Source organism: Bradyrhizobium sp. PMVTL-01 (assembly GCF_051861855.1).
Lineage (GTDB): Bacteria > Pseudomonadota > Alphaproteobacteria > Rhizobiales > Xanthobacteraceae > Bradyrhizobium.
Genome location: NZ_CP193982.1, coordinates 8204405 through 8224329, shown reverse-complemented (window position 1 = coordinate 8224329; position 19925 = coordinate 8204405). Strand labels below are relative to the sequence as shown.

At 65.4% G+C, this 19925-nt stretch carries 18 protein-coding genes and 1 pseudogene; 16 read left to right on the top strand and 3 right to left on the bottom strand.

Features of this window, described 5'->3' with window-relative positions; genetic code table 11:
* The first annotated feature begins 12 nt into the window (after positions 1–12).
* Positions 13–1464, top strand: a complete 1452-nt coding sequence (gene boxB, locus ACRQ5Q_RS39645; RefSeq protein WP_439371652.1) for a benzoyl-CoA 2,3-epoxidase subunit BoxB — start codon at positions 13–15, stop codon at positions 1462–1464.
* Positions 1465–1625: 161 nt separating this feature from the next.
* Here boxB and ACRQ5Q_RS39640 read toward each other — a convergent pair whose 3' ends face one another.
* Positions 1626–2426, bottom strand: coding sequence for an SDR family oxidoreductase (locus ACRQ5Q_RS39640; protein WP_439371651.1), 801 nt, complete (start codon positions 2424–2426; stop codon positions 1626–1628).
* A 240-nt stretch (positions 2427–2666) separates the two neighbouring features.
* Positions 2667–3725 carry a polysaccharide deacetylase family protein gene (locus ACRQ5Q_RS39635; RefSeq protein WP_439395220.1) on the bottom strand — a complete coding sequence of 353 codons (1059 nt, stop codon included), beginning with the start codon at positions 3723–3725 and terminating at the stop codon, positions 2667–2669.
* Between the two features lie 165 nt (positions 3726–3890).
* Here ACRQ5Q_RS39635 and ACRQ5Q_RS39630 point away from each other — a divergent pair, with 165 nt between their 5' ends.
* The 12 genes and pseudogenes from ACRQ5Q_RS39630 (at position 3891) to phoB (ending at position 15550) form a co-directional block, all read left to right on the top strand.
* Entirely contained in the window at positions 3891–5285 is a 1395-nt protein-coding gene (locus ACRQ5Q_RS39630) for an OmpA family protein (RefSeq protein ID WP_439395218.1), read from the top strand.
* Between the two features lie 2 nt (positions 5286–5287).
* Positions 5288–5584: a hypothetical protein gene (locus ACRQ5Q_RS39625; RefSeq protein ID WP_439371648.1), complete on the top strand. Its 297-nt coding sequence runs from the start codon at positions 5288–5290 to the stop codon at positions 5582–5584.
* A 107-nt stretch (positions 5585–5691) separates the two neighbouring features.
* Positions 5692–6282: a TetR family transcriptional regulator C-terminal domain-containing protein gene (locus tag ACRQ5Q_RS39620; RefSeq protein ID WP_439395217.1), complete on the top strand. Its 591-nt coding sequence runs from the start codon at positions 5692–5694 to the stop codon at positions 6280–6282.
* Positions 6279–7210 (top strand): annotated as a pseudogene (locus tag ACRQ5Q_RS39615) (haloalkane dehalogenase). Before ACRQ5Q_RS39620 ends, ACRQ5Q_RS39615 begins: the two are co-directional and overlap by 4 nt.
* Positions 7211–7728: 518 nt before the next feature.
* Positions 7729–8784 carry a lysylphosphatidylglycerol synthase domain-containing protein gene (locus ACRQ5Q_RS39610; protein ID WP_439395215.1) on the top strand — a complete coding sequence of 352 codons (1056 nt, stop codon included), beginning with the start codon at positions 7729–7731 and terminating at the stop codon, positions 8782–8784.
* Between the two features lie 60 nt (positions 8785–8844).
* Entirely contained in the window at positions 8845–10143 is a 1299-nt protein-coding gene (locus ACRQ5Q_RS39605) for an ATP-binding protein (RefSeq protein ID WP_439371644.1), read from the top strand.
* Between the two features lie 144 nt (positions 10144–10287).
* Positions 10288–11301 (top strand): phosphate ABC transporter substrate-binding protein PstS, encoded by a 1014-nt coding sequence (pstS, locus tag ACRQ5Q_RS39600; protein WP_439395213.1) that lies wholly within the window; start codon positions 10288–10290, stop codon positions 11299–11301.
* 139 nt (positions 11302–11440) lie between these two features.
* Positions 11441–12430 carry a phosphate ABC transporter permease subunit PstC gene (gene pstC / locus ACRQ5Q_RS39595; RefSeq protein ID WP_439375746.1) on the top strand — a complete coding sequence of 330 codons (990 nt, stop codon included), beginning with the start codon at positions 11441–11443 and terminating at the stop codon, positions 12428–12430.
* Position 12431: 1 nt separating this feature from the next.
* Positions 12432–13277, top strand: a complete 846-nt coding sequence (gene pstA / locus ACRQ5Q_RS39590; RefSeq protein ID WP_439371642.1) for a phosphate ABC transporter permease PstA — start codon at positions 12432–12434, stop codon at positions 13275–13277.
* Positions 13274–14092: a phosphate ABC transporter ATP-binding protein PstB gene (gene pstB, locus ACRQ5Q_RS39585; protein ID WP_439371641.1), complete on the top strand. Its 819-nt coding sequence runs from the start codon at positions 13274–13276 to the stop codon at positions 14090–14092. The genes pstA and pstB overlap by 4 nt, the downstream gene beginning before the upstream one ends.
* 11 nt (positions 14093–14103) lie before the next feature.
* Positions 14104–14820, top strand: coding sequence for a phosphate signaling complex protein PhoU (gene phoU, locus ACRQ5Q_RS39580; RefSeq protein WP_439371640.1), 717 nt, complete (start codon positions 14104–14106; stop codon positions 14818–14820).
* 22 nt (positions 14821–14842) lie between these two features.
* Entirely contained in the window at positions 14843–15550 is a 708-nt protein-coding gene (phoB, locus tag ACRQ5Q_RS39575) for a phosphate regulon transcriptional regulator PhoB (RefSeq protein WP_074122952.1), read from the top strand.
* Between the two features lie 107 nt (positions 15551–15657).
* On the opposite strand, the gene ACRQ5Q_RS39570 is transcribed toward phoB, so the two are convergent.
* The gene (locus ACRQ5Q_RS39570; RefSeq protein ID WP_018644522.1) at positions 15658–16170 is read right to left on the bottom strand and encodes a GcrA family cell cycle regulator; all 513 of its coding nucleotides are present in this window, start codon (positions 16168–16170) and stop codon (positions 15658–15660) included.
* Between the two features lie 453 nt (positions 16171–16623).
* On the opposite strand from ACRQ5Q_RS39570, the gene ACRQ5Q_RS39565 reads away from it, so the two are divergent.
* The 3 genes from ACRQ5Q_RS39565 to ACRQ5Q_RS39555 all read left to right on the top strand — a co-directional run bounded on the left by ACRQ5Q_RS39565 (position 16624) and on the right by ACRQ5Q_RS39555 (position 19900).
* The gene (locus ACRQ5Q_RS39565) at positions 16624–17832 is read left to right on the top strand and encodes an aspartate aminotransferase family protein (RefSeq protein ID WP_439395212.1); all 1209 of its coding nucleotides are present in this window, start codon (positions 16624–16626) and stop codon (positions 17830–17832) included.
* Complete coding sequence (argF, locus tag ACRQ5Q_RS39560; protein WP_439371638.1) at positions 17832–18755, top strand: ornithine carbamoyltransferase; 924 nt, start codon at positions 17832–17834, stop codon at positions 18753–18755. The genes ACRQ5Q_RS39565 and argF overlap by 1 nt, the downstream gene beginning before the upstream one ends.
* A 137-nt stretch (positions 18756–18892) precedes the next feature.
* Positions 18893–19900, top strand: a complete 1008-nt coding sequence (locus ACRQ5Q_RS39555) for an Hsp33 family molecular chaperone (protein WP_439395210.1) — start codon at positions 18893–18895, stop codon at positions 19898–19900.
* The last annotated feature ends 25 nt before the right edge of the window (positions 19901–19925 follow it).

The following is a 19925-nucleotide window of genomic DNA, read 5'->3' as shown; positions in this document are numbered from 1 at the left end:
GAGAGCACGGCCATGAACATGAACATCATGAACGTCGACTACTCGACCAAGATTCCGAACAACGTGAATCTCGCCGAAGACCGCCAGGTGCTCAGGGCGCTGGAAGGCTGGCATCCCGGCTACATGGACTGGTGGAGCGACATGGGGCCGGAAGGCTTCCAGGAGTCGCTGGTTTACCTTCGCACGGCCTACTCCGTCGATCCGCGCGGCTGGGCCAAGTTCGACTATGTCCGCATGCCCGAATATCGATGGGGCATTCTCCTTGCTCCCCAGGAAGAAAATCGCGTCGTTCCCTTCGGCGAGCATTATGGCGAGCCGGCCTGGCAGGAAGTCCCGGGCGAGCACCGCGCCATGCTGCGCCGCCTGATCGTGATCCAGGGCGACACCGAGCCCGCTTCGGTCGAGCAGCAGCGCCATCTCGGCAAGACCGCGCCCTCGCTCTACGACATGCGCAACCTGTTCCAGGTCAATGTCGAGGAGGGCCGTCATCTCTGGGCGATGGTCTACCTGCTGCAGAAATATTTCGGCCGCGACGGCCGCGAGGAGGCCGATGATCTCTTGCGCCGCCGCTCCGGCGATGCCGATGCGCCGCGCATGCTGGGCGCCTTCAACGAGGCGACGCCGGACTGGCTGTCCTTCTTCATGTTCACCTATTTCACCGACCGCGACGGCAAGATGCAGCTGCACTCGCTGGCGCAGTCGGGCTTCGATCCCTTGTCGCGCACCTGCCGCTTCATGCTGACGGAAGAGGCGCACCACATGTTCGTCGGCGAGACGGGCATCACCCGCGTCGTGCAGCGCACCTGCGATGCGATGAAGGCCGCCGGCATCACCGATCCCACCGACATCGCGAAAGTGCGCGCGCTCGGCGTCATCGACCTGCCGACCATCCAGAAGAAGCTGAACCTGCACTACACGCTGTCCCTCGACCTGTTCGGCTCGGAGGTCTCGACCAACGCGGCCAACGCCTTCAACGCCGGCATCAAGGGCCGCTATCACGAGACCCAGATCGAGGACGATCACCAGCTCAAGAACTCCACCTATCCGGTGCTCAAGCTGATCAACGGCGAGGTAAAGCTGGTCGATGAGCCGGCGCTGACCGCGCTCAACATGCGCCTGCGCGACGATTACAGCCAGGATTGCGTCAAGGGCATGCTGCGCTGGAACAAGGTGATCTCGACCGCGGGCTACGACTTCAAGCTAACCCTGCCCAACGTCGCCTTCCACCGCCACATCGGCGAGTTCAAGGACGTGCATGCGACGCCCGACGGCATTTTGATCGACGATACCACCTGGAACAAGCGCAAGGACGAATGGCTGCCTTCGGCCAGCGACGGCGACTTCATCACCTCCCTGATGCAGCCCGTCACCGAAATCGGCCAGTTCGCCTCCTGGATCTCGCCGCCGAAAGTTGGCATCGACAACAAGCCGGGTGACTTCGAGTACGTGAAGATCGAGTCATAAGAGCTGCTCGTGAGGCGCGATGAGCGCGCCACACACACTGTCATCGCCCGGCTTGACCGGGCGATCCAGTATTCCGGAGACTGTTGTGATAGAGCCGTGAGGCCGCGGCGTACCGGATGCCCCGCTCAAGCCGGGGCATACAGCCGGGTTTGAAGCGGGATCTACCCCGCGATCTCCAGCCCGGCATTCGCATACACCACACCGCCATCGACGGCGATGGTGTTGCCGACCACGTAGTCGCCGGCGCGAGAGGCGAGATAGATTGCGACGCCCGCCATGTCCTCGTCGGTTCCGATCCGCCGTGCCGGAATGCGCTTTGCGACCTCGTCCGCGTGGTCGCGCGCGGCGCGGTTCATGTCCGACTTGAACGCGCCCGGCGCGATCGCGGTGACGTTGATGTTGTCCTTGATCAGCTTCGTCGCCATCCGCCGCGTCAGATGGATCACGGCGGCCTTGCTGGCGGCGTAGGAATAAGTCTCGCTCGGATTGACGAAGATGCCGTCGACCGAGGCGATGTTGATCACCTTCGCCGGACGTTCCGCGCTGGCTGCCGCGCGGAGCGGCTTTGCCAGGGCCTTGGTCAGGAAGAACAGCGACTTGACGTTGAGGTCCATCACCTTGTCCCAGCCGCTTTCGGGGAATTCGTCGAACTCCGCGCCCCAGGCGGCGCCCGCATTGTTCACGAGGATGTCGAGCTTAGGCTCGAGCTTGATGATCTCACCGGCGAGCTTGTTGCAGCCGTCGACCGTCGAGATGTCGATCGGCAGCGCGATGCATTCGCCGCCATATTGTGCGGTGAGCTCTTGTGCGGTCGCCTCGCACGGCCCGGCCTTGCGCGCGGTGATGTAGACCTTCGCAGTTCCGGCGCCGAGGAATCCAGCCGCGATCATCTTGCCGATGCCGCGCGAGCCGCCGGTCACGAGCGCGACGCGGCCTTTGAGCGAGAACAGATCGTTGAACATGGTACCTCCCTTGGTTGGCGTCCGTTGTGGGCGGGGAGGAGAGAGGAGTCAACTTCCGCTGTCGTCCCGGAAAGCGCAGCGGAGCGCAGATCCGGCACCCATAACCAGGGGGAGGAGCTTGGCGAAGGCTGGTGGTTCGCGATTGATACCGATCGCGATCGATAGATTCCGCGGTATGGGTCCTGGATCGGCGCGCGCTTAGGGCGCGCTTGTCCAGGACGACAGCGGAGATTGGAGCGGCTACGCCGCCGCGATCCGTCGAAAGCCGTTCCACATCGCCGTCGCCGCGCCCGAGGTCAGCACCGGCAAAATCCGCGTGTCCTGGTAGTTGCCGTTGAGCGAGACGCGCGGCAGCGCGGTCATGTGGCCGGCGTTCTCGGCGAACAGCATGCCGGGCCGCGTCGTCACCGCGGTCTTGAAACCGGCCGAGGCGGCCAGCGTGAATTCGCGCTCGCCCGCGGCATCGCGGTCGCCATAGGGATAGGCGAAATGCAGCACGGGACGCTGCAGCGCCTGTTCGATCCGCGTGCGGCTCACGGCCATCTCCTGTGCGGCGATCTCTTCCCCCTGCTTGGCGAGATTGCAATGGCTGATGGTGTGCGCGCCGATCGTGACCAGCGGGTCGGCGGCGAACCTCTTCATCTCGTACCAGGACATGCAGAGGCCGCGGCACAGCGCTTCCATGTCGACGCCATGTCGGCTGCAGAGCGCCGCGATCTCGCGCGCCAGATCGTGCTCGCCGGGCACCGCGCGCAGCCAGGCGTGCAGGCGGTCGAACGTCGCCTGCTTCGCGGCCGGCGTGGTCGCATCGAGGCGCAGCGCGGAATGGCCGATCTGCACTTCGATCTGCTCGGCCCTGGCGATCACGGCCTCCAGCGCCGTCCACCACAGCCGACCTGTGCCCTCGGCAAAATCGCTGGCGACGTAGACCGCCAGAGGCGCGTCAAATTCGCGCAGCACCGGCAGCGCGTAGTCCAGATTGTCGCGATAGCCGTCGTCGAGCGTGAAGGCGGCGAAGCGGCGGTCGAACCGGCCCTGCGCCAGCCGCTCGTGCAGCTCGTCCATGCTGACGATGTCGATGTTGCGCGTGCGCAGATGGTTCAGCGTCGCGCGGAGGAACTCGGGGGTGACTTCGAGATGCCGGTTTGGCTGGAAGGCATCCTCGCGGGCCGGCCGCACGTGATGCAACATGAAAATGGCGCCGACGCCCGAGAGCAGCGGACGCAGCAGATGGTGCGCACCACTGAAGTACAGCGCCCCCAGCCCGGCGCGGATGACGTTATTGCGGAGTTGTCTCATTTCAGGCTGGCGGCCCCCGGGCATTCCGACCTCAACTTAGGGGCGGACCCTTGAAGAAAAAGTTATTCCAATTGTCCATGCGGGGCCCTCGGAAGGGCACGATTTCCGGTTTGACAGCCCGCCAAGGGTTTGTTTTGTCTCCGGTTCCAGAGTTCGGGTCGTCGAATGCAGAAGCTTTTCAGGTGGGCCAGCAAATGGTGGCCGGGGCTGATTCCCCTGGCCGTCATGTGGGGATTTGCGGCCTGGAATAATACCGCGCCGGTCGAGGCGGATTTGTCCGCCCGCAGCTCGGCGGCGCTGAAGGATACGGTTCTGGACAAGACCCGGATCGCGGTGGAAGGCCGCGACGTCAGCCTGGCCGCGGACGCCTTTTCCGAGGAGGGACGTCGCGACGCGGTGATGGCTGTCGAGCTCGTCCCGGGCGTGCGCCTGGTCGACGACCGCACCCGCCTCGTTCCCGAGGCCAAACCCTTCGTCTGGAATGCCGAGCGCGACGTGGTGCGGGTGACGCTGTCGGGTTCCGCCCCCCTGCCGTCGATGAAGACCCGGCTGACCGAGGCGGCGCGCAAGGAGGTCGGCGGCGTCGAGGTGGCCGATCAGATGGGGCTTGCGCGCGGCGCGCCGCCGCGCTTCGAGGCGGCCGCGATGCTGCTGCTCGACCAGATCGGCAAGCTCAAGGACGGCAAGATCACGATATCGGACACCAAGGTCAATCTGTCGGGCATGGCGCGTGAGCTCGGCGGCCGCGAGGCGATCGCTGCTGCGCTGAAGAATCTGCCCGAGGGGTTCTCGATCGCCGCCAACGAGATCAAGGCGCCGCCCTACATCTTCCAGGCCTACAAGGATCCGGTCGCCGCGACCGTGACGCTGACCGGCTACGTCCCCGACAACAATGCTCACGCCGCGATCGCCACCAGTGCGTCGCGAAAATTCTTCAATGAGAAGGTCGTCGACAATCTCAAGGCCAGCATCGGGGCTCCCGCCTCGTTCAACCCCGCCGTGGTCGCGGCGCTCGGCGCGCTGTCGCGGCTGTCGACCGGCACCCTCGTGGTCTCCGACCGCGAGGTGAAGCTGTCGGGCGATGCGCTCTACGAAGGGGCCGCCAACGACATCCGCGCCGGCCTCGGCAAGGATTTTCCAAAGACCTGGCAATACAAGCCGGAGATCACGGTGAAGCCGGCGGCGGGCCCGGTCGACGGCACGGTCTGCCAGCAATTGTTCGCCGAGCTCCTGGGCAAGGGCAAGATCCGCTTCGCGGCCAAGCGTGCCGACATCGATCCGGACTCCGCCGGCGTCCTCGACCATCTGATCGAGACGGCCCTGCGCTGCCCCAACGCCAATATCGAGGTCGCGGGCCACACCGATGCCGACGGTGAGGACTCTTTCAACCAGGCGCTCTCAGAGAAGCGGGCGCAGGCGGTGATCGACCATCTGGTCAAGGCCGGCCTGCCCGCCAGCCGCTTCAGCGCGGTCGGTTATGGTGCAACCCAGCCCGTTGCCGGCAACGACACCGACGACGGCAAGGCCCAGAACCGCCGCATCGAATTTCTGGTGAGGTGACGATGCCCTATCTCGTCTCGTTCCATATGGGTTGGCTGATCGGCTCGGTGCTGCTGGGCTTCTGCATGGGGTGGATTTCGGTGGTCCAGCGCGGCAACGGCACCTCGAAGGTGACCGCGCGCTGGCTCGCTTTGCTCGCCGCGGGCCTGGTCGCGGCCTCGTTGGCGCATGTGGTCCCAGGCCGCTTCGGCTACTGGCTCGATCTCGGGCTGATCATGTTCGCCTGCTACCTGGTCGGCTGCACCATCGGTGCCTGGCTGCGCGACCGGGTGGTCGCGCGCACCGCACCGCCGGCCTGAGACGTCGGCCCGCCCGTCCATCGCCATCGCATAGCCTGATTGCACAGCAATGTGGGCAGCACGACTTCGCGCTTGAAAATAATACGTACGTACGTATTATGCACCTCATGCCAAAGCCTTCACTCAAAGACGCCATCCTCGACGCCGGCCTGAAGGTCATGTTCCGGACCGGCTATCACGGCACCAGCGTGCGCGACGTCACCGCTGCCGCAGGCGCGCCGCAGGGGTCCTTCACCAACCATTTCCGCTCCAAGGAGGCGTTCGCCTCGGAGGTGCTCGACCGCTATTTTGACGTCACAAAGGGGCTGGTGGCCGAGGCGCTCGAGGACACCTCGTTGACGCCGCGCGCGCGGCTGCGGCGCTACCTCGACATCATCACCGGCCGTCTGGAAGCCGATGGCTATGGCCGCGGCTGCCTGATCGGCGATCTCAGTCTGGAGGCATCAGGCAGCAGCGAGTTGCTGCGCGCGCGCCTCGCCGGGATCTTTGCGGAGTGGCGCGCGCCCTTCGCCGCCTGCATCGCAGACGCACAGACACGCGGCGAGATCGCATCCGATTTCGAGCCCGGGGAGCTTGCCGACTTCCTGCTCGCGTCCTGGCAGGGCGCGATCCTGCGCATGAAGGTAGATCGCAATCCCAACGCGCTCGAACGCTTCAAGACCATCGCCTTCAAAACCGTGTTCAAGGAGATGACATGAGCAAGCCGGCCGAGATCGCAATCCGCAATGCACCAGTCCTGGGGAGCAACATGGCCTGTCGCGAGACGGGCGCAAAGAATGCGCCGGTCGCGCTGTTCTTGCACGGCAATCCGACCTCATCGCACATCTGGCGCAACATTCTGCCGCTGGTGTCGCCGGTCGCGCGTTGCATCGCGCCCGACCTGATCGGCTTCGGTCAATCCGGCAAGCCCGACATCGCCTACCGCTTCTTCGATCACGTCCGTTATCTCGATGCGCTGATCGACGGGCTCGGCAGCACCTCGGCCTATCTCGTCGCGCAGGACTGGGGCACAGCGCTCGCATTTCATCTCGCCGCACGCCGGCCGGACTCGTGCGCGGCCTTGCCTTCATGGAGTTCATCCGGCCGATGCCGACCTGGCAGGACTTTCACCACACCGAGTTCGCGGAGGAGCATGACCACGCCGAAGCGGCGAGGGCCGCATTCCGCAAATTCAGGGCGCCGGGCGACGGCGAGGCCATGATCCTCGAGGCCAATGCCTTCGTCGAACGCGTGCTGCCCGGCGGCATCGTACGCAAGCTCAGCGACGACGAAATGGCGCCGTATCGCGCGCCGTTCCCGACGCCGGAGAGTCGCCGCCCCGTTCTCGCCTTTCCCCGCGAGTTGCCGATCGCGGGCGAGCCTGCCGACGTCTATGCGACGCTGCAATTCGCGCATGCCGCGCTCGCTGCATCGTCCTATCCAAAACTGCTGTTCTCGGGCACGCCCGGTGCGCTCGTCGCGCCGGAATTCGCCGAGCGGTTCGCCGGTTCGCTGAAGCATTGCGCGCATGTTCCTCTCGGACCCGGCCTGCACTTCCTCCAGGAGGACCACCCCGAGGCGATCGGCCGCTCCGTCGCCGGTTGGATCGCCGGGATCGAGGCCATGCGTCCGCAACTCGCGGCCTGACGGAGAGCCGCCTTCTGAACCTCTCCCGCAAGCAGCGGGAGAGAGAGCGCACCGCCGTCGTGGCGCGTGCTAATTTCCCGGATCGGAGTGCCGCGCTGCAGTGCACCCAGCAAGCCCCGCGTGGCAAATCCGAAATCCGTGAGGCCCCGGGATCGCCCCCTCTTTCAGGGGGGCGGCGCGGCCCATAGATTGATTTCGGCTTAAGGCGTGAAGGAACATTGTGTGGCCGAAATCATCAAAACTTCATGGCGACTGCTCAGGATTGCCACGGAGATTCGCGTCAAGCCTTGCCGCCGAAAGCGCCAAACCGTGCATCCGGAGCTCGCAACCTGCCTAAAACATTGAAGGCACGTGTTTTTGTTCGAATTGCCGAATTCCACTCCGCGCCAAAACGCGCTAGTGGAGAGGCGGGGGGGTGCGCGATGAAGGAGCCGGCGGTGAGGGGGCCGTCGAGCGCCTGTGCGTCGTTTGCCTGTTCGGCGGCCGTCCTGGCCGCTGAAGTGTTGTTCGAGGTCTAGATGCTGGAAGCCATTCGCAGGGCGATGACGTTTCTGCGCCAGAAGCAAATCCTGCATAAGCTTGGAGTTGTGATCAGCGTCGCGGTCATCGGCATCGCTTGCTATGTGCTCTACCACATGCTGCGCGGCATCGATGTCAACGAGGTCCTCGAAGCGATCAAGAGCACCGAGCCGAGCCAGATTGCGATGGCCGCGCTGTTCGTCGCTGCCGGCTATTTCACCCTGACCTTCTACGACCTGTTCGCCACGCGCGCGATCGGCCACGCTCACGTGCCCTACCGCATCAACGCGCTCGCCGCCTTCACCAGCTATTCGATCGGCCACAATGTCGGCGCCAGCGTCTTCACCGGCGGTGCGGTGCGGTATCGCATCTATTCGGCCTACGGGCTGAATGCGATCGATGTCGCAAAGATCTGCTTCCTCGCCGGCCTGACCTTCTGGCTCGGCAATGCCGCCGTGCTCGGGCTCGGCATCTCCTACCATCCGGAGGCGGCGGCCTCGATCGACCAGCTTCCGCCCTGGCTGAACCGGACGCTGGCGCTGATGATCATCATGGCGCTGGTCGCCTATGTGGTCTGGGTCTGGACCCAGCCGCGCGTGGTCGGCCGCGGGCCCTGGACGGTGGTGCTGCCGGGTGGACCGCTGACGCTGCTCCAGATCGCGATCGGCATCATCGATCTCGGCTTCTGCGCGCTGGCGATGTACGTGCTGGTCCCGGACGAGCCCAATCTCGGCTTCGTCGTGGTCGCCGTGATCTTCGTGTCGGCCACCCTGCTCGGCTTTGCCAGCCACTCGCCCGGCGGCCTCGGCGTGTTCGACGCCGCCATGCTGGTCGGTCTCTGGCAGATGGACCGGGAGGAGCTCCTCGGCGGCATGCTCCTGTTCCGCGTACTCTATTATCTATCCCCCTTCGTCATATCTGTAATCTTGCTGACGTTTCGCGAGGTTATAATCGGTGCCCGATCGAAGCGCTTGCAGCAGGCGGCGCTCAAGCTCGACCCCGGCCCGGCGCCCGAAGCCGCCTATGTGAGAAAGCGCAGCGACGGCGGCGTCTGACCGGCGCCAAGCTCTCAAGACAAGGCCGTTAGGACCCGTCCTCCAGGAGAAGCCTGCCCGATGGCGATTGACGCCCCTTCTTCTCCCGCAGCCCAGCCCTGGTCCGACCGGCTGCGGCACTCGACCATCATTCTGATCGCCGCGGCGCTGGCGCTGTCGGTCGTGGTCTCGCTCGGGGAATTGTCGGCGCTGCACGCCATTGCCGTGTTCCTCTGCATCGCCGTGGCGGCGCTGATCCCCTGGCGGCTGCACGATCCCGCCGCCTCGCGCGACGATGTCAGGCGCATCAACCCGGTCGAGAGCGCCGCGGTGGCCGCGGTCGTCGCCGGCATGCCGGATCCGGCCGTGCTGCTCGACCGGGCCGGCCGCGTCATCCATCTCAATGCAGCTGCCGCCCAGCTCGCGCCGGCGCTGCGCCGTAACGAGCTTGCCCAGTTCGCGCTGCGCTCGCCGGAGATCATCACGGCGCTGCGCGAGTCGATCGCGACCACGGAGCCGCGGCGCGCGACCTATCTCGACCACGTCCCGGTCGATCGCTGGATGGAGCTGATCATCACGCCGGTGCCGGTGCCGACCACCTTCGGCGGCGCCGACAAATGCATGCTGATGACGTTCCACGACCAGACGCCGCTGCGCCGGGTCGAGGAGATGCGCGCCGACTTCGTCGCCAATGCCAGCCACGAGCTGCGGACGCCGCTCGCCGCGCTGTCGGGCTTCATCGATACGCTGCAGGGCCAGGCCAAGGACGATCCCAAGGCGCGGGAACGCTTCCTCGGCATCATGCACAACCAGGCCACCCGCATGGCGCGCCTGATCGACGATCTGCTCTCGTTGTCGCGGGTCGAGCTGTCGGCCCATGTCCGGCCCGACACCCTGGTCGACCTCCTGCCGATCATCCGTCAGGTCGCCGACGGGCTGGAGCCGCTGGCGCGCGAGCGCCAGGTCGAGGTCGAGATCCATCTGCCGGAGCCGCCGGTGATGATCGCGGGCGACCGCGAGGAGCTGCTCCGCCTGTTCGAGAACCTGATCGAGAATGCGCTCAAATACGGCGCCTCGGGCGGACGCGTCATCGTGTCGCTGACCTCGAGCGCCGCCGCTGATGGAACTCAGGAGATCCGGGTCATGGTCCGCGATTTCGGCCCCGGCATCGCGCCCGAGCACCTGCCGCGGCTGACCGAGCGGTTCTACCGGGTCGACGTCGGCGACAGCCGCTCGCAGGGCGGCACCGGGCTCGGATTATCGCTGGTGAAACATATTCTTAACCGTCATCGCGGCCGGCTTTTGATCGAAAGCGTGCCCCGGCAAGGGGCTACCTTTACCGCCTGTTTTCCCCAGGCGCGGGCCCCAGTGCAAGCCTGAAACCGAGCGTTTTCAATCGCTTGGTGGTGTCATCCGACTGTCACGAAACCTTCGTAAAAGCACAGCCGACCGCTCCTAAACGGGGCGGCGCGGGGAGCGCGATCGGGCGCGGATGGCGCTTCGCTCCCCTGTATGGAGACCAGCATGAATTTCATCAAAACGATCGTCGCTGCCGGCTTGGTCGCCGCAACGACGACGGTGGCCTCCGCCGCCGATATCACGGGCGCCGGTGCGACCTTCCCGTTCCCGATCTATTCCAAATGGGCTGATGCCTATAAGAAGCAGACCGGCAACGGTCTGAACTACCAGTCGATCGGTTCGGGCGGCGGCATCAAGCAGATCCAGGCCAAGACCGTGACCTTCGGCGCCAGCGACGCGCCGCTCAAGGCCGAGCAGCTCGAGAAGGACGGCCTCGTCCAGTGGCCGATGGTGATGGGCGCCATCGTCCCCGTCGTCAACATCGAGGGTGTGAAGCCGGGCGAGATCGTGTTCGACGGCGAGACCCTGGCCGGAATCTATCTCGGCAAGATCACCAAGTGGGACGACGCCGCGATCAAGAAGCTCAATCCGAACGTGAAGCTGCCGTCGGACGCCATCACCGTGGTTCGCCGCTCGGACGGCTCAGGCACCACCTTCAACTTCACCAACTATCTCTCCAAGGCCAGCGCGGACTGGAAGAGCAAGGTCGGCGAGGGCACCGCGGTCGAGTGGCCGGTCGGCGTCGGCGCCAAGGGCAATGAAGGCGTGTCGGGCAACATCAGCCAGACCAAGAACTCGATCGGCTACGTCGAGTACGCCTATGCCAAGCAGAACAAGCTGACCTACACCGGTCTCGTCAACAAGGCCGGCAAGCCGGTGCAGCCGACCGTCGAGGCGTTCCAGGCGGCCGCCTCCAATGCCGACTGGGCCAAGGCGCCCGGCTACTACGTCATCCTGACCGACCAGCCCGGCGACAAGTCCTGGCCGATCACCGCGGCGACCTTCATCCTCATGCACAAGGAAGCCACCGACAAGGCGGCCTCGCAGGAAGCCATCAAGTTCTTCCGCTGGGCCTTCAAGAACGGCGGCAAGATGGCTGAGGAACTCGACTACATCCCGATGCCCGACAGCGTCGTTCAGCTGATCGAGAAGACCTGGGCTGCCGAGATCAAGAGCTAAGGCGCTCCTGTCCCGGCATGGTGCCGGGATGATCTCCAAGATCTCCGCTCCGGATCGGCCTTGCGCCGCCTCCGGAGCGCGCCACCGACAAACAACAAGCGTATATGAATAACGGCTACAGGGGATCGGCGTGGCTGAGATGGCTGTCGAGAGCGACGTAATTGATGCTGCCGGACCGTATGATCGCGCCAAGGCCTTGAGCGCGTTCAAGCTCGGTGACGTCACCTTCTACTGGATCACGCGGCTGTCCGCGATCTCGGTGCTACTCATTCTCGGCGGCATCATCGTCTCGCTCATCGTCGGCGCCTTCCCGGCGATGAAGGAGTACGGCATCTCCTTCCTGTGGACGCAGCGTTGGGCGCCGTCGGCCGATCCGCCCGTGCTGGGCGCGCTCGGGCCGATGTACGGCACGTTGGTCACCTCCTTCATCGCGATGCTGATCGCCATTCCGGTTGGTCTCGGCATTGCCATTTTCCTCACCGAGCTGTGCCCGCAATGGCTGCGCCGCCCGATCGGCATGGCTGTCGAGCTGCTCGCCGGCATTCCCTCGATCATCTATGGCATGTGGGGCTTCTTCGTGCTCGGCCCGTTCCTGGCCAACACGTTCCAGCCCTTCATGATCAGGATCTTTGACGGCGTCCCTGTGCTGGGTGCGATCTTCGCGGGGCCGCCGTCCTATCTCAGCCTGTTCAACGCCGCGCTGATCCTCGCCATCATGGTGCTGCCCTTTATCACCTCGATCTCGGTCGACGTGTTCAAGACCGTGCCGCCGGTGCTAAAGGAGGCCGCCTACGGCGTCGGCTGCACCACCTGGGAAGTCGTCCGCAGCGTGGTGATCCCCTACACCCGCGTCGGCATCATCGGCGGCGTCATGCTGGCGCTGGGCCGCGCGCTCGGCGAGACCATGGCGGTGACCTTCATCATCGGCAACTCGTTCCGGATCTCCTCGTCGATCTTCGCGCCCGGCACGACGATCTCGGCGGCGATCGCGTCCGAATTCGCCGAGAGCGACGGCCTGCACCAGTCCGGCCTGATACTGCTCGGCCTGCTCCTGTTCGTGCTGACGTTCTTCGTGCTCGCGGCCGCTCGGCTGATGCTGCTGCGTCTGGAAAAGAAGGCGGGGAAGTGAAATGAACCCGATCTACGCCCGCCGCCGCCGCAAGGACATCGTGATCCGCGGGCTCTGCATTGCCGCCGCCGCCTTCGGCGTCACCTGGCTTGCGCTGATCCTGATCACGCTGCTCTACAACGGTATTGCCGGTCTGAACCTGCAGATCTTCGTCGCGGACACACCGCCTCCGGGCTCGACCGAAGGCGGCCTGCGCAACGCCATCGTCGGCTCGATCATCATGACCGTGCTCGGCGTCGGCATCGGCGCGCCGCTGGGCCTGTTCGCCGGCACCTATCTCGCCGAGTACGGCCGCAACGACAAGCTGACCTCGGTGATCCGCTTCATCAACGACATCCTGCTCTCGGCGCCCTCGATCATCATCGGCCTGTTCATCTACGGTGCGGTGGTGGTGCCGATGCGCGGCTTCTCGGCGATTGCGGGCGCGCTCGCGCTCGCCGTGATCGTCATCCCGGTGGTGGTGCGCACGACCGAGGACATGCTGCTCCTGGTGCCGAACGCGCTGCGCGAGGCGGCAAGTGCGCTCGGCCTGCCGCGCTCGCTGGTGATCAAGCGCATCGCCTATCGTGCGGCCCGCTCGGGTCTCATCACCGGCGTGCTGCTCGCCACCGCCCGCGTCGCCGGCGAGACCGCGCCGCTGCTCTTCACCGCGCTGTCGAACCAGTTCTTCAGCCTCAGCCTGAACAAGACGATGGCGAACCTGCCGGTCACCATCAACAACTTCGTGCAGAGCCCCTACGCCTACTGGAAGCAGCTCGCCTGGAGCGGCGCGCTGCTGATCACGCTCACCGTGCTTGCCCTGAACATTGGCGCGCGCATCCTCGGCGCCGAGAGGACTGCAAAATGACCGATCTTTCCGTATCCGTGAGTTCCAACGCGCATCTGGCCTCGCAGCCGATGCCGGAAGCGCCCGCCAAGGTGACGGTGCGCAACCTCAACTTCTATTACGGCGACCACCACGCGCTGAAGAACATCAATTTGACGCTCGGCACCAACCGCGTCACGGCGTTCATCGGCCCGTCGGGCTGCGGCAAGTCGACCCTGCTGCGCATCTTCAACCGGATGTACGACCTCTATCCAGGCCAGCGCGCCACCGGTCAGCTGATGCTCGACCAGACCAACATCCTCGATCCCAAGCTGGACCTGAACCTGCTGCGCGCCCGGGTGGGCATGGTGTTCCAGAAGCCGACGCCGTTCCCGATGACGATCTACGAGAACATCGCCTTCGGCATCCGCCTCTATGAGAAGATCTCGAAGTCCGAGATGGACGACCGGGTCGAGAAGGCGCTGCGCGGCGGCGCGCTGTGGAACGAGGTCAAGGACAAGCTCAACGCCTCGGGCCTGTCGCTCTCCGGCGGCCAGCAGCAGCGCCTCTGCATCGCCCGCACCGTCGCGGTCCGCCCTGAAGTGATTTTGTTCGACGAGCCCTGCTCGGCGCTCGACCCGATCTCGACCGCCAAGGTCGAGGAGCTGATCCAGGAATTGTCCGAGAACTACACGATCGCGATCGTTACCCACAACATGCAGCAGGCGGCGCGCGTCTCCGACAAGACCGCCTTCATGTATCTCGGCGAGCTGATCGAGTTCGACGACACCAGCAAGATCTTCACGTCGCCGAGCGATCGGCGCACGCAGGATTACATCACCGGCCGGTTCGGCTGAGGAGACGGGACATGGGTTCTGAACATACCGCAAAGGCCTTCGACACCGACCTCCAGGAGCTCACTCGGCTCGTCGCCGAGATGGGCGGTATCGCCGAGCGCATGATCGTCGATTCCGTCGACGCGCTGATCCGCCGCGACGTCGCGCTCGGCCAGCGCGTCGTCACCACCGATGCCGAGCTCGACGCGCTGCAGAAGAAGATCGAGGAGCGCGCCGTGCTCACGATCGCCCGCCGCCAGCCGATGGCGGTGGACCTGCGCGAGATCGTCGGCGCCATGCGCGTTGCGACCGACCTCGAGCGCATCGGCGACCTCGCCAAGAACATGGGCAAGCGCGTCGCCGCGCTCGATGCCGACTTCCATCCGCTCAAACTGTTCCGCGGCCTGGAGCACATGACCGACCTCGTGCAGCAGCAGGTCAAGTCGGTGCTGGACGCCTATGCCGCGCACGATCTGCCGGCGGCGATGGCGGTGTGGAAGGGCGACGAGGAAGTCGACGCCATCTGCACCTCGCTGTTCCGCGAACTCCTCACCTACATGATGGAGGATCCGCGCAACATCTCGTTCTGCATCCATCTGATGTTCTGTGCCAAGAACATCGAGCGGATCGGCGACCACGCCACCAACATCGCCGAGACCGTGTTCTACATGATCGAGGGTCAGGCCATCACCGACAAGCGGCCGAAGGGCGACATGACGACCTTCGCCACGACGGTCCCGAATACCTGAAGACTCAAGGAGCGACGAGCCGATGGGCGCACGCATCATGGTGGTTGAGGACGAGGAAGCTCTCACCGAGCTTCTCCGCTACAACCTCGAAGGCGACGGCTATGACGTCGAGACGGTGATGCGCGGCGACGATGCCGACACCCGCCTCAAGGAGCACATCCCCGACCTGATCGTGCTCGACTGGATGCTGCCGGGGCTCTCCGGCATCGAGCTGTGCCGGAGGCTGCGCACCCGTCCCGAGACCAAGCAGCTACCGATCATCATGCTCACCGCGCGTGGCGAGGAGAGCGAGCGGGTGCGGGGGCTTGCGACCGGCGCCGACGACTACATCGTCAAGCCGTTCTCGGTGCCCGAGCTGCTGGCGCGGGTGAAGGGCCTGTTGCGGCGCGCCAGCCCCGAGCGGCTCGCCACCGTGCTCGCCTATGGCGACATCGAGCTCGACCGCGAGAAGCGCCGCGTCGCGCGCTCGGGCCGGCCGATCGATCTCGGTCCGACCGAGTATCGCCTGCTCGAGTTCTTCCTCGAGCATCCCGGTCGCGTGTTCTCGCGCGAGCAGCTGCTCGACAGTGTCTGGGGCCGCGACATCTACATCGACGAGCGCACCGTCGACGTCCATATCGGCCGCCTGCGCAAGCTGCTCAATCTCGGCCGCGAGCAGGACCCGATCCGCACCGTCCGCGGCGCCGGCTACGCGCTCGACGATCGCTTTGCGAAGGCCGAGCAGACCTGAGAGCGGCTTCGAGCAAGCCAAACAAAAAGCGCGCCACGTGGCGCGCTTGTTTATGTCTCGGTTGTCGTCCCGGCCTCACGTCGGGACGAGGTAGTTTAAAGCCGTGCTCAGCGCGTGCCGGGCTTTGCCGGCGCGCGACGGCGGTCGGCCGCGGGCTGATACGCGACGCGCGAATGCTGGGCGCAGTAGGGCAGGCCGGAGAGCGCCTTGCCGCCGCAGAAGAAGAAATCCGGGCTCGAGGGATCGCCGACCGGCCAGTGGCAGGTCGCCTCGTTCAACTCGAGCAGCGACAGCCGCTGGCTCATCGGCACCACGTTGTCGTAGGTCACAGGCTCTGCCTCGACCTCGACCTCGAAGGCCTGCGCCAGCGCGGTGTTGCCGCGCGCAATCGGGCGGCTGACCCGCATCATGTGCTGAGCCGGGCGCGCCTTGCGCGGCCGGGGAGCTGCCGATGAGGGGCTCTTGGCGCGGCCCGACAGGCCGAGCCTGTGCACCTTGCCGATCACGGCATTACGGGTCACGTTGCCGAGCTCGGCTGCGATCTGGCTGGCCGACAATCCGGCCTCCCAGAGCTTTTTCAGCTGCTCGACGCGATCGTCGGACCAGGTCAAAACCGTCATTGCACCCTTTCCCTCGCCGTGCGGCTGCCGTCCTGGCGCCTCGCGGCGAATGCCTAAGCCTCGAAAAACCCGTGCCGCCAGAATCCCTTAAGGCTCGCCGGGCGTAACCAGAACGCCCGAACGTTTACGCCGGTACATGAGGACTTAGAGGATCAGAACTGCTGCACGAGATGTCGTATCTGACAAGCCAAACGCTACAATATGGCGTGACTCACGCGCAAGAGTCAGCCGACTCGCTTCCACATGTTCCGTGGCAAAAACCCCGCAAATCCGGCACCGCAAGACTACGGATTCAGCGTTTCCCGGGGCTTTCAGGCGGCATTGACACCCGTTCTACCCGGCATAAGATAGTGCCACGTGCCGCCCTTAAAAGGCGGCACGTTTCGTTTTCCGGGCCGGTTGATGGTGCGCTGCGTGAGCGCTTCAGGCCGTCCGCAACATCAAGTGATCGTCATGACTGACAGCGCCGCGCCGCATTTGCTCCCCGTTTTCGCCAGGGCCAACCTCGGTTTCGAGCGCGGCGAAGGCTGCTGGCTGATCGCGACCAATGGCGAGCGCTATCTCGATTTCACCTCGGGCGTCGCCGTCAACGCGCTCGGCCATGCCCATCCCGCGCTGGTCAAGGCGTTGCAGGAGCAGGCGACCAAGCTCTGGCACATGTCGAACCTGTTCCAGAGCCCGGACGGCGAGAAACTCGCGGCGCGTCTGTGCCAGGAAAGCTTCGCGGACTTCGTGTTCTTCTGCAATTCCGGCGCCGAAGCGCTGGAAGGCGTGATCAAGCTGGTCCGCCATCATCACTTCTCCAAGGGCCATGCGGAGCGCTACCGCATCATCACCTTCGAGGGCGCCTTCCACGGCCGCACGCTGGCGACGCTCGCTGCGACGGGATCTGCAAAATATCTTGAAGGGTTCGGCCCGCCGATGGACGGCTTCGACCAGGTCCCGCATGGTGACATCGAAGCCGTCAAGAAGGCGATCGGTCCGCAGACCGCCGGCATCCTGCTCGAGCCGATCCAGGGTGAGGGCGGCGTGCGATCGTCGACGCCCGCCTTCCTCAAGGCGCTGCGTCAGCTCTGCGACGAGAAGGGCCTGCTGCTCGCCTTCGACGAGGTGCAGACCGGCATGGGTCGCACCGGAGATCTGTTCGCGCATCGGCGCACCGGCGTCACACCTGACGTGATGTCGCTCGCCAAGGCGCTCGGCGGCGGCTTCCCGATCGGCGCGGTGCTGGCCACCGCGGAGGCGGCAGCCGGCATGGGGCCCGGCTCGCACGGCTCCACGTTCGGCGGGAATCCGCTGGCGATCGCGGCTGCCAATGCCGTGCTCGACATCATGCTCAAGCCCGGCTTCTTCGACCACGTGCAGAAGATGTCGCTGCTGCTCAAGCAGAAGCTCGCCTCCGTGATCGACCGTCACCCTGACGTCGTCAGCGAGGTGCGTGGCGAGGGCCTCTTGATCGGCATCAAGGCCGTGGTGCCCTCGGGCGATCTCGTTGCGGCCTTGCGCAATGAAAAGCTGCTCACGGTCGGCGCCGGCGACAATGTCGTGCGCTTCCTGCCGCCGTTGATCGTCACCGAGGCCGAGATCGAGGACAGCGTTGCGCGGCTGGAGCGCGCCTGCGCTGCGATCTCGTCCAGTCAGACCAAGCGGGCTGCAAGCTGATGAGCAAGTCGCCGAAGCACTTCCTGGACATCAACGAGCTGCCGTTGTCGGAGCTCAAGAGCATGCTCGACGCCTCCGCCGCCATGAAGGCGAAGCAGAAGGCGCAGCAGCCGGTGAAGCCGCTCGAAGGCAAGACGCTGGCGATGATCTTCGAGCGTCCCTCGACGCGCACCCGCGTCTCGTTCGACGTCGCCATGCGCCAGCTCGGCGGTGAGCCCATCATGCTCACCGGCGCCGAGATGCAGCTCGGCCGCGGCGAGACCATCGCCGACACCGCGCGCGTGCTGTCGCGCTATGTCGATGCCATCATGATCCGCATCCTCAACCATGAGGCGCTGCTGGAGCTTGCGGCGAATGCGACCGTGCCGGTCATCAACGGCCTGACGCGGCGCTCGCATCCCTGCCAGGTCATGGCGGACCTCATGACCTATCAGGAGCATCGCGGCCCGATCGAGGGCCGGACGGTGGCCTGGACCGGCGACGACAACAACGTGCTGGCCTCCTGGGCGCATGCCGCCGAGCGCTTCAAATTCCAGCTCAATGTGGCAACGCCCCCGGAGCTCGCGCCGAAGAAGGCGATGCGCGACTGGATCAAGGCGACGGGCGCGCCGATCGTGCTCGGCTCTGATCCCGAGGCCGCCGTGAAGGGCGCCGACTGCGTCGTCACCGACACCTGGGTGTCGATGGGCGACAAGGAAGGCGAGCACCGTCACAACGTGCTCAAGCCCTATCAGGTCAATGCGAAGCTGATGTCGCTGGCCAAGCCCGACGCGCTGTTCATGCACTGCCTGCCGGCCCATCGCGGCGAGGAGGTCACCGACGAGGTGATCGACGGCCCGCAATCGGTCGTGTTCGACGAGGCCGAAAACCGCCTGCACGCGCAGAAGGGCATTCTGGCTTGGTGCTTCGACGCGGTGAAGTAGCGGCGCGGTCGCGTAATATTGGATCGTCATCCTGACTTTCGTCAGGACGACACGGAATTTGTACTCGCGTGCACGAGATCCGATCGCCGGAACACACCCCCTTCCATTCCCGGCTCTCCGACCCCAGATAAAGCGCCATGGTTTTCCAATCCCCTGACATGAAAACCGGGCCTGAAGGCCCGGTCCGCGCGCCATCAGCGGTTCCGGTCGACGACGCCGTGCTGCCTTACGAGGTCGACGCGCTCGACGTGCGCGGTCGCCTGGTGCGGCTTGGCCCTGCGCTCGACGACATCCTGACCAAGCACGATTATCCAGCGCCTGTCGGCAAGCTGCTCGGCGAGGCGATCGTGCTGGCGACGCTGCTCGGTTCGGCGCTGAAATTCGAGGGCCGCTTCATCCTGCAGGCCCAGACCGACGGCCCGGTGTCGTTCCTGGTCGTCGACTACAAGGCGCCGGATCATCTGCGGGCCTATGCCCGCTACGACGCCTCGCGCGTCGGCACGGCGAAGGATTCCGGCACGCTGCTCGGCCGCGGTCATCTTGCGATGACCATCGATCAGGGCCCCGACATGAGCCGCTACCAGGGCCTCGTCGCGCTCGACGGCGGCAGCCTGGAAGATGCCGCCCACGAATATTTCCTGCGCTCCGAGCAGATCCCGACCAAGGTGCGCCTCGCCGTCGGCGAGGAGTGGCGCTCGAGCGACGGCGGCAAGCATCGCTGGCGCGCCGGCGGGATGCTGATGCAATTCCTGCCGAAGGCTCCCGAGCGCGCGCGGCAGGCGGACCTGCATCCCGGCGATGCGCCCGAAGGTGTCGAGGCGCACAGTGTCGCCGAGGACGACGCCTGGGTCGAGGCGCGCTCGCTGATCGAGACCGTCGAGGACGTCGAGCTGATCGATCCGGAGCTCTCCGGCGAGCGGCTGCTCTATCGCCTGTTTCACGAGCGTGGCGTACGCGTGTTCAAGCCGCTGTCGCTGAAGGCGCAGTGCTCCTGCTCGCGCGACGCGGTCGCGTCCATGCTGAAGAGCTTCTCGCCCGACGACCGCGCGGCGATGGTGAAGGACGACAAGGTCGTCGTGACCTGCGAGTTCTGTTCGTCGGTCTACCAGTTCACGCCGCACGAGGCGGGCGTCGAGGACGCGTAAGTCCATCCTCCGTCATTGCAAGCGC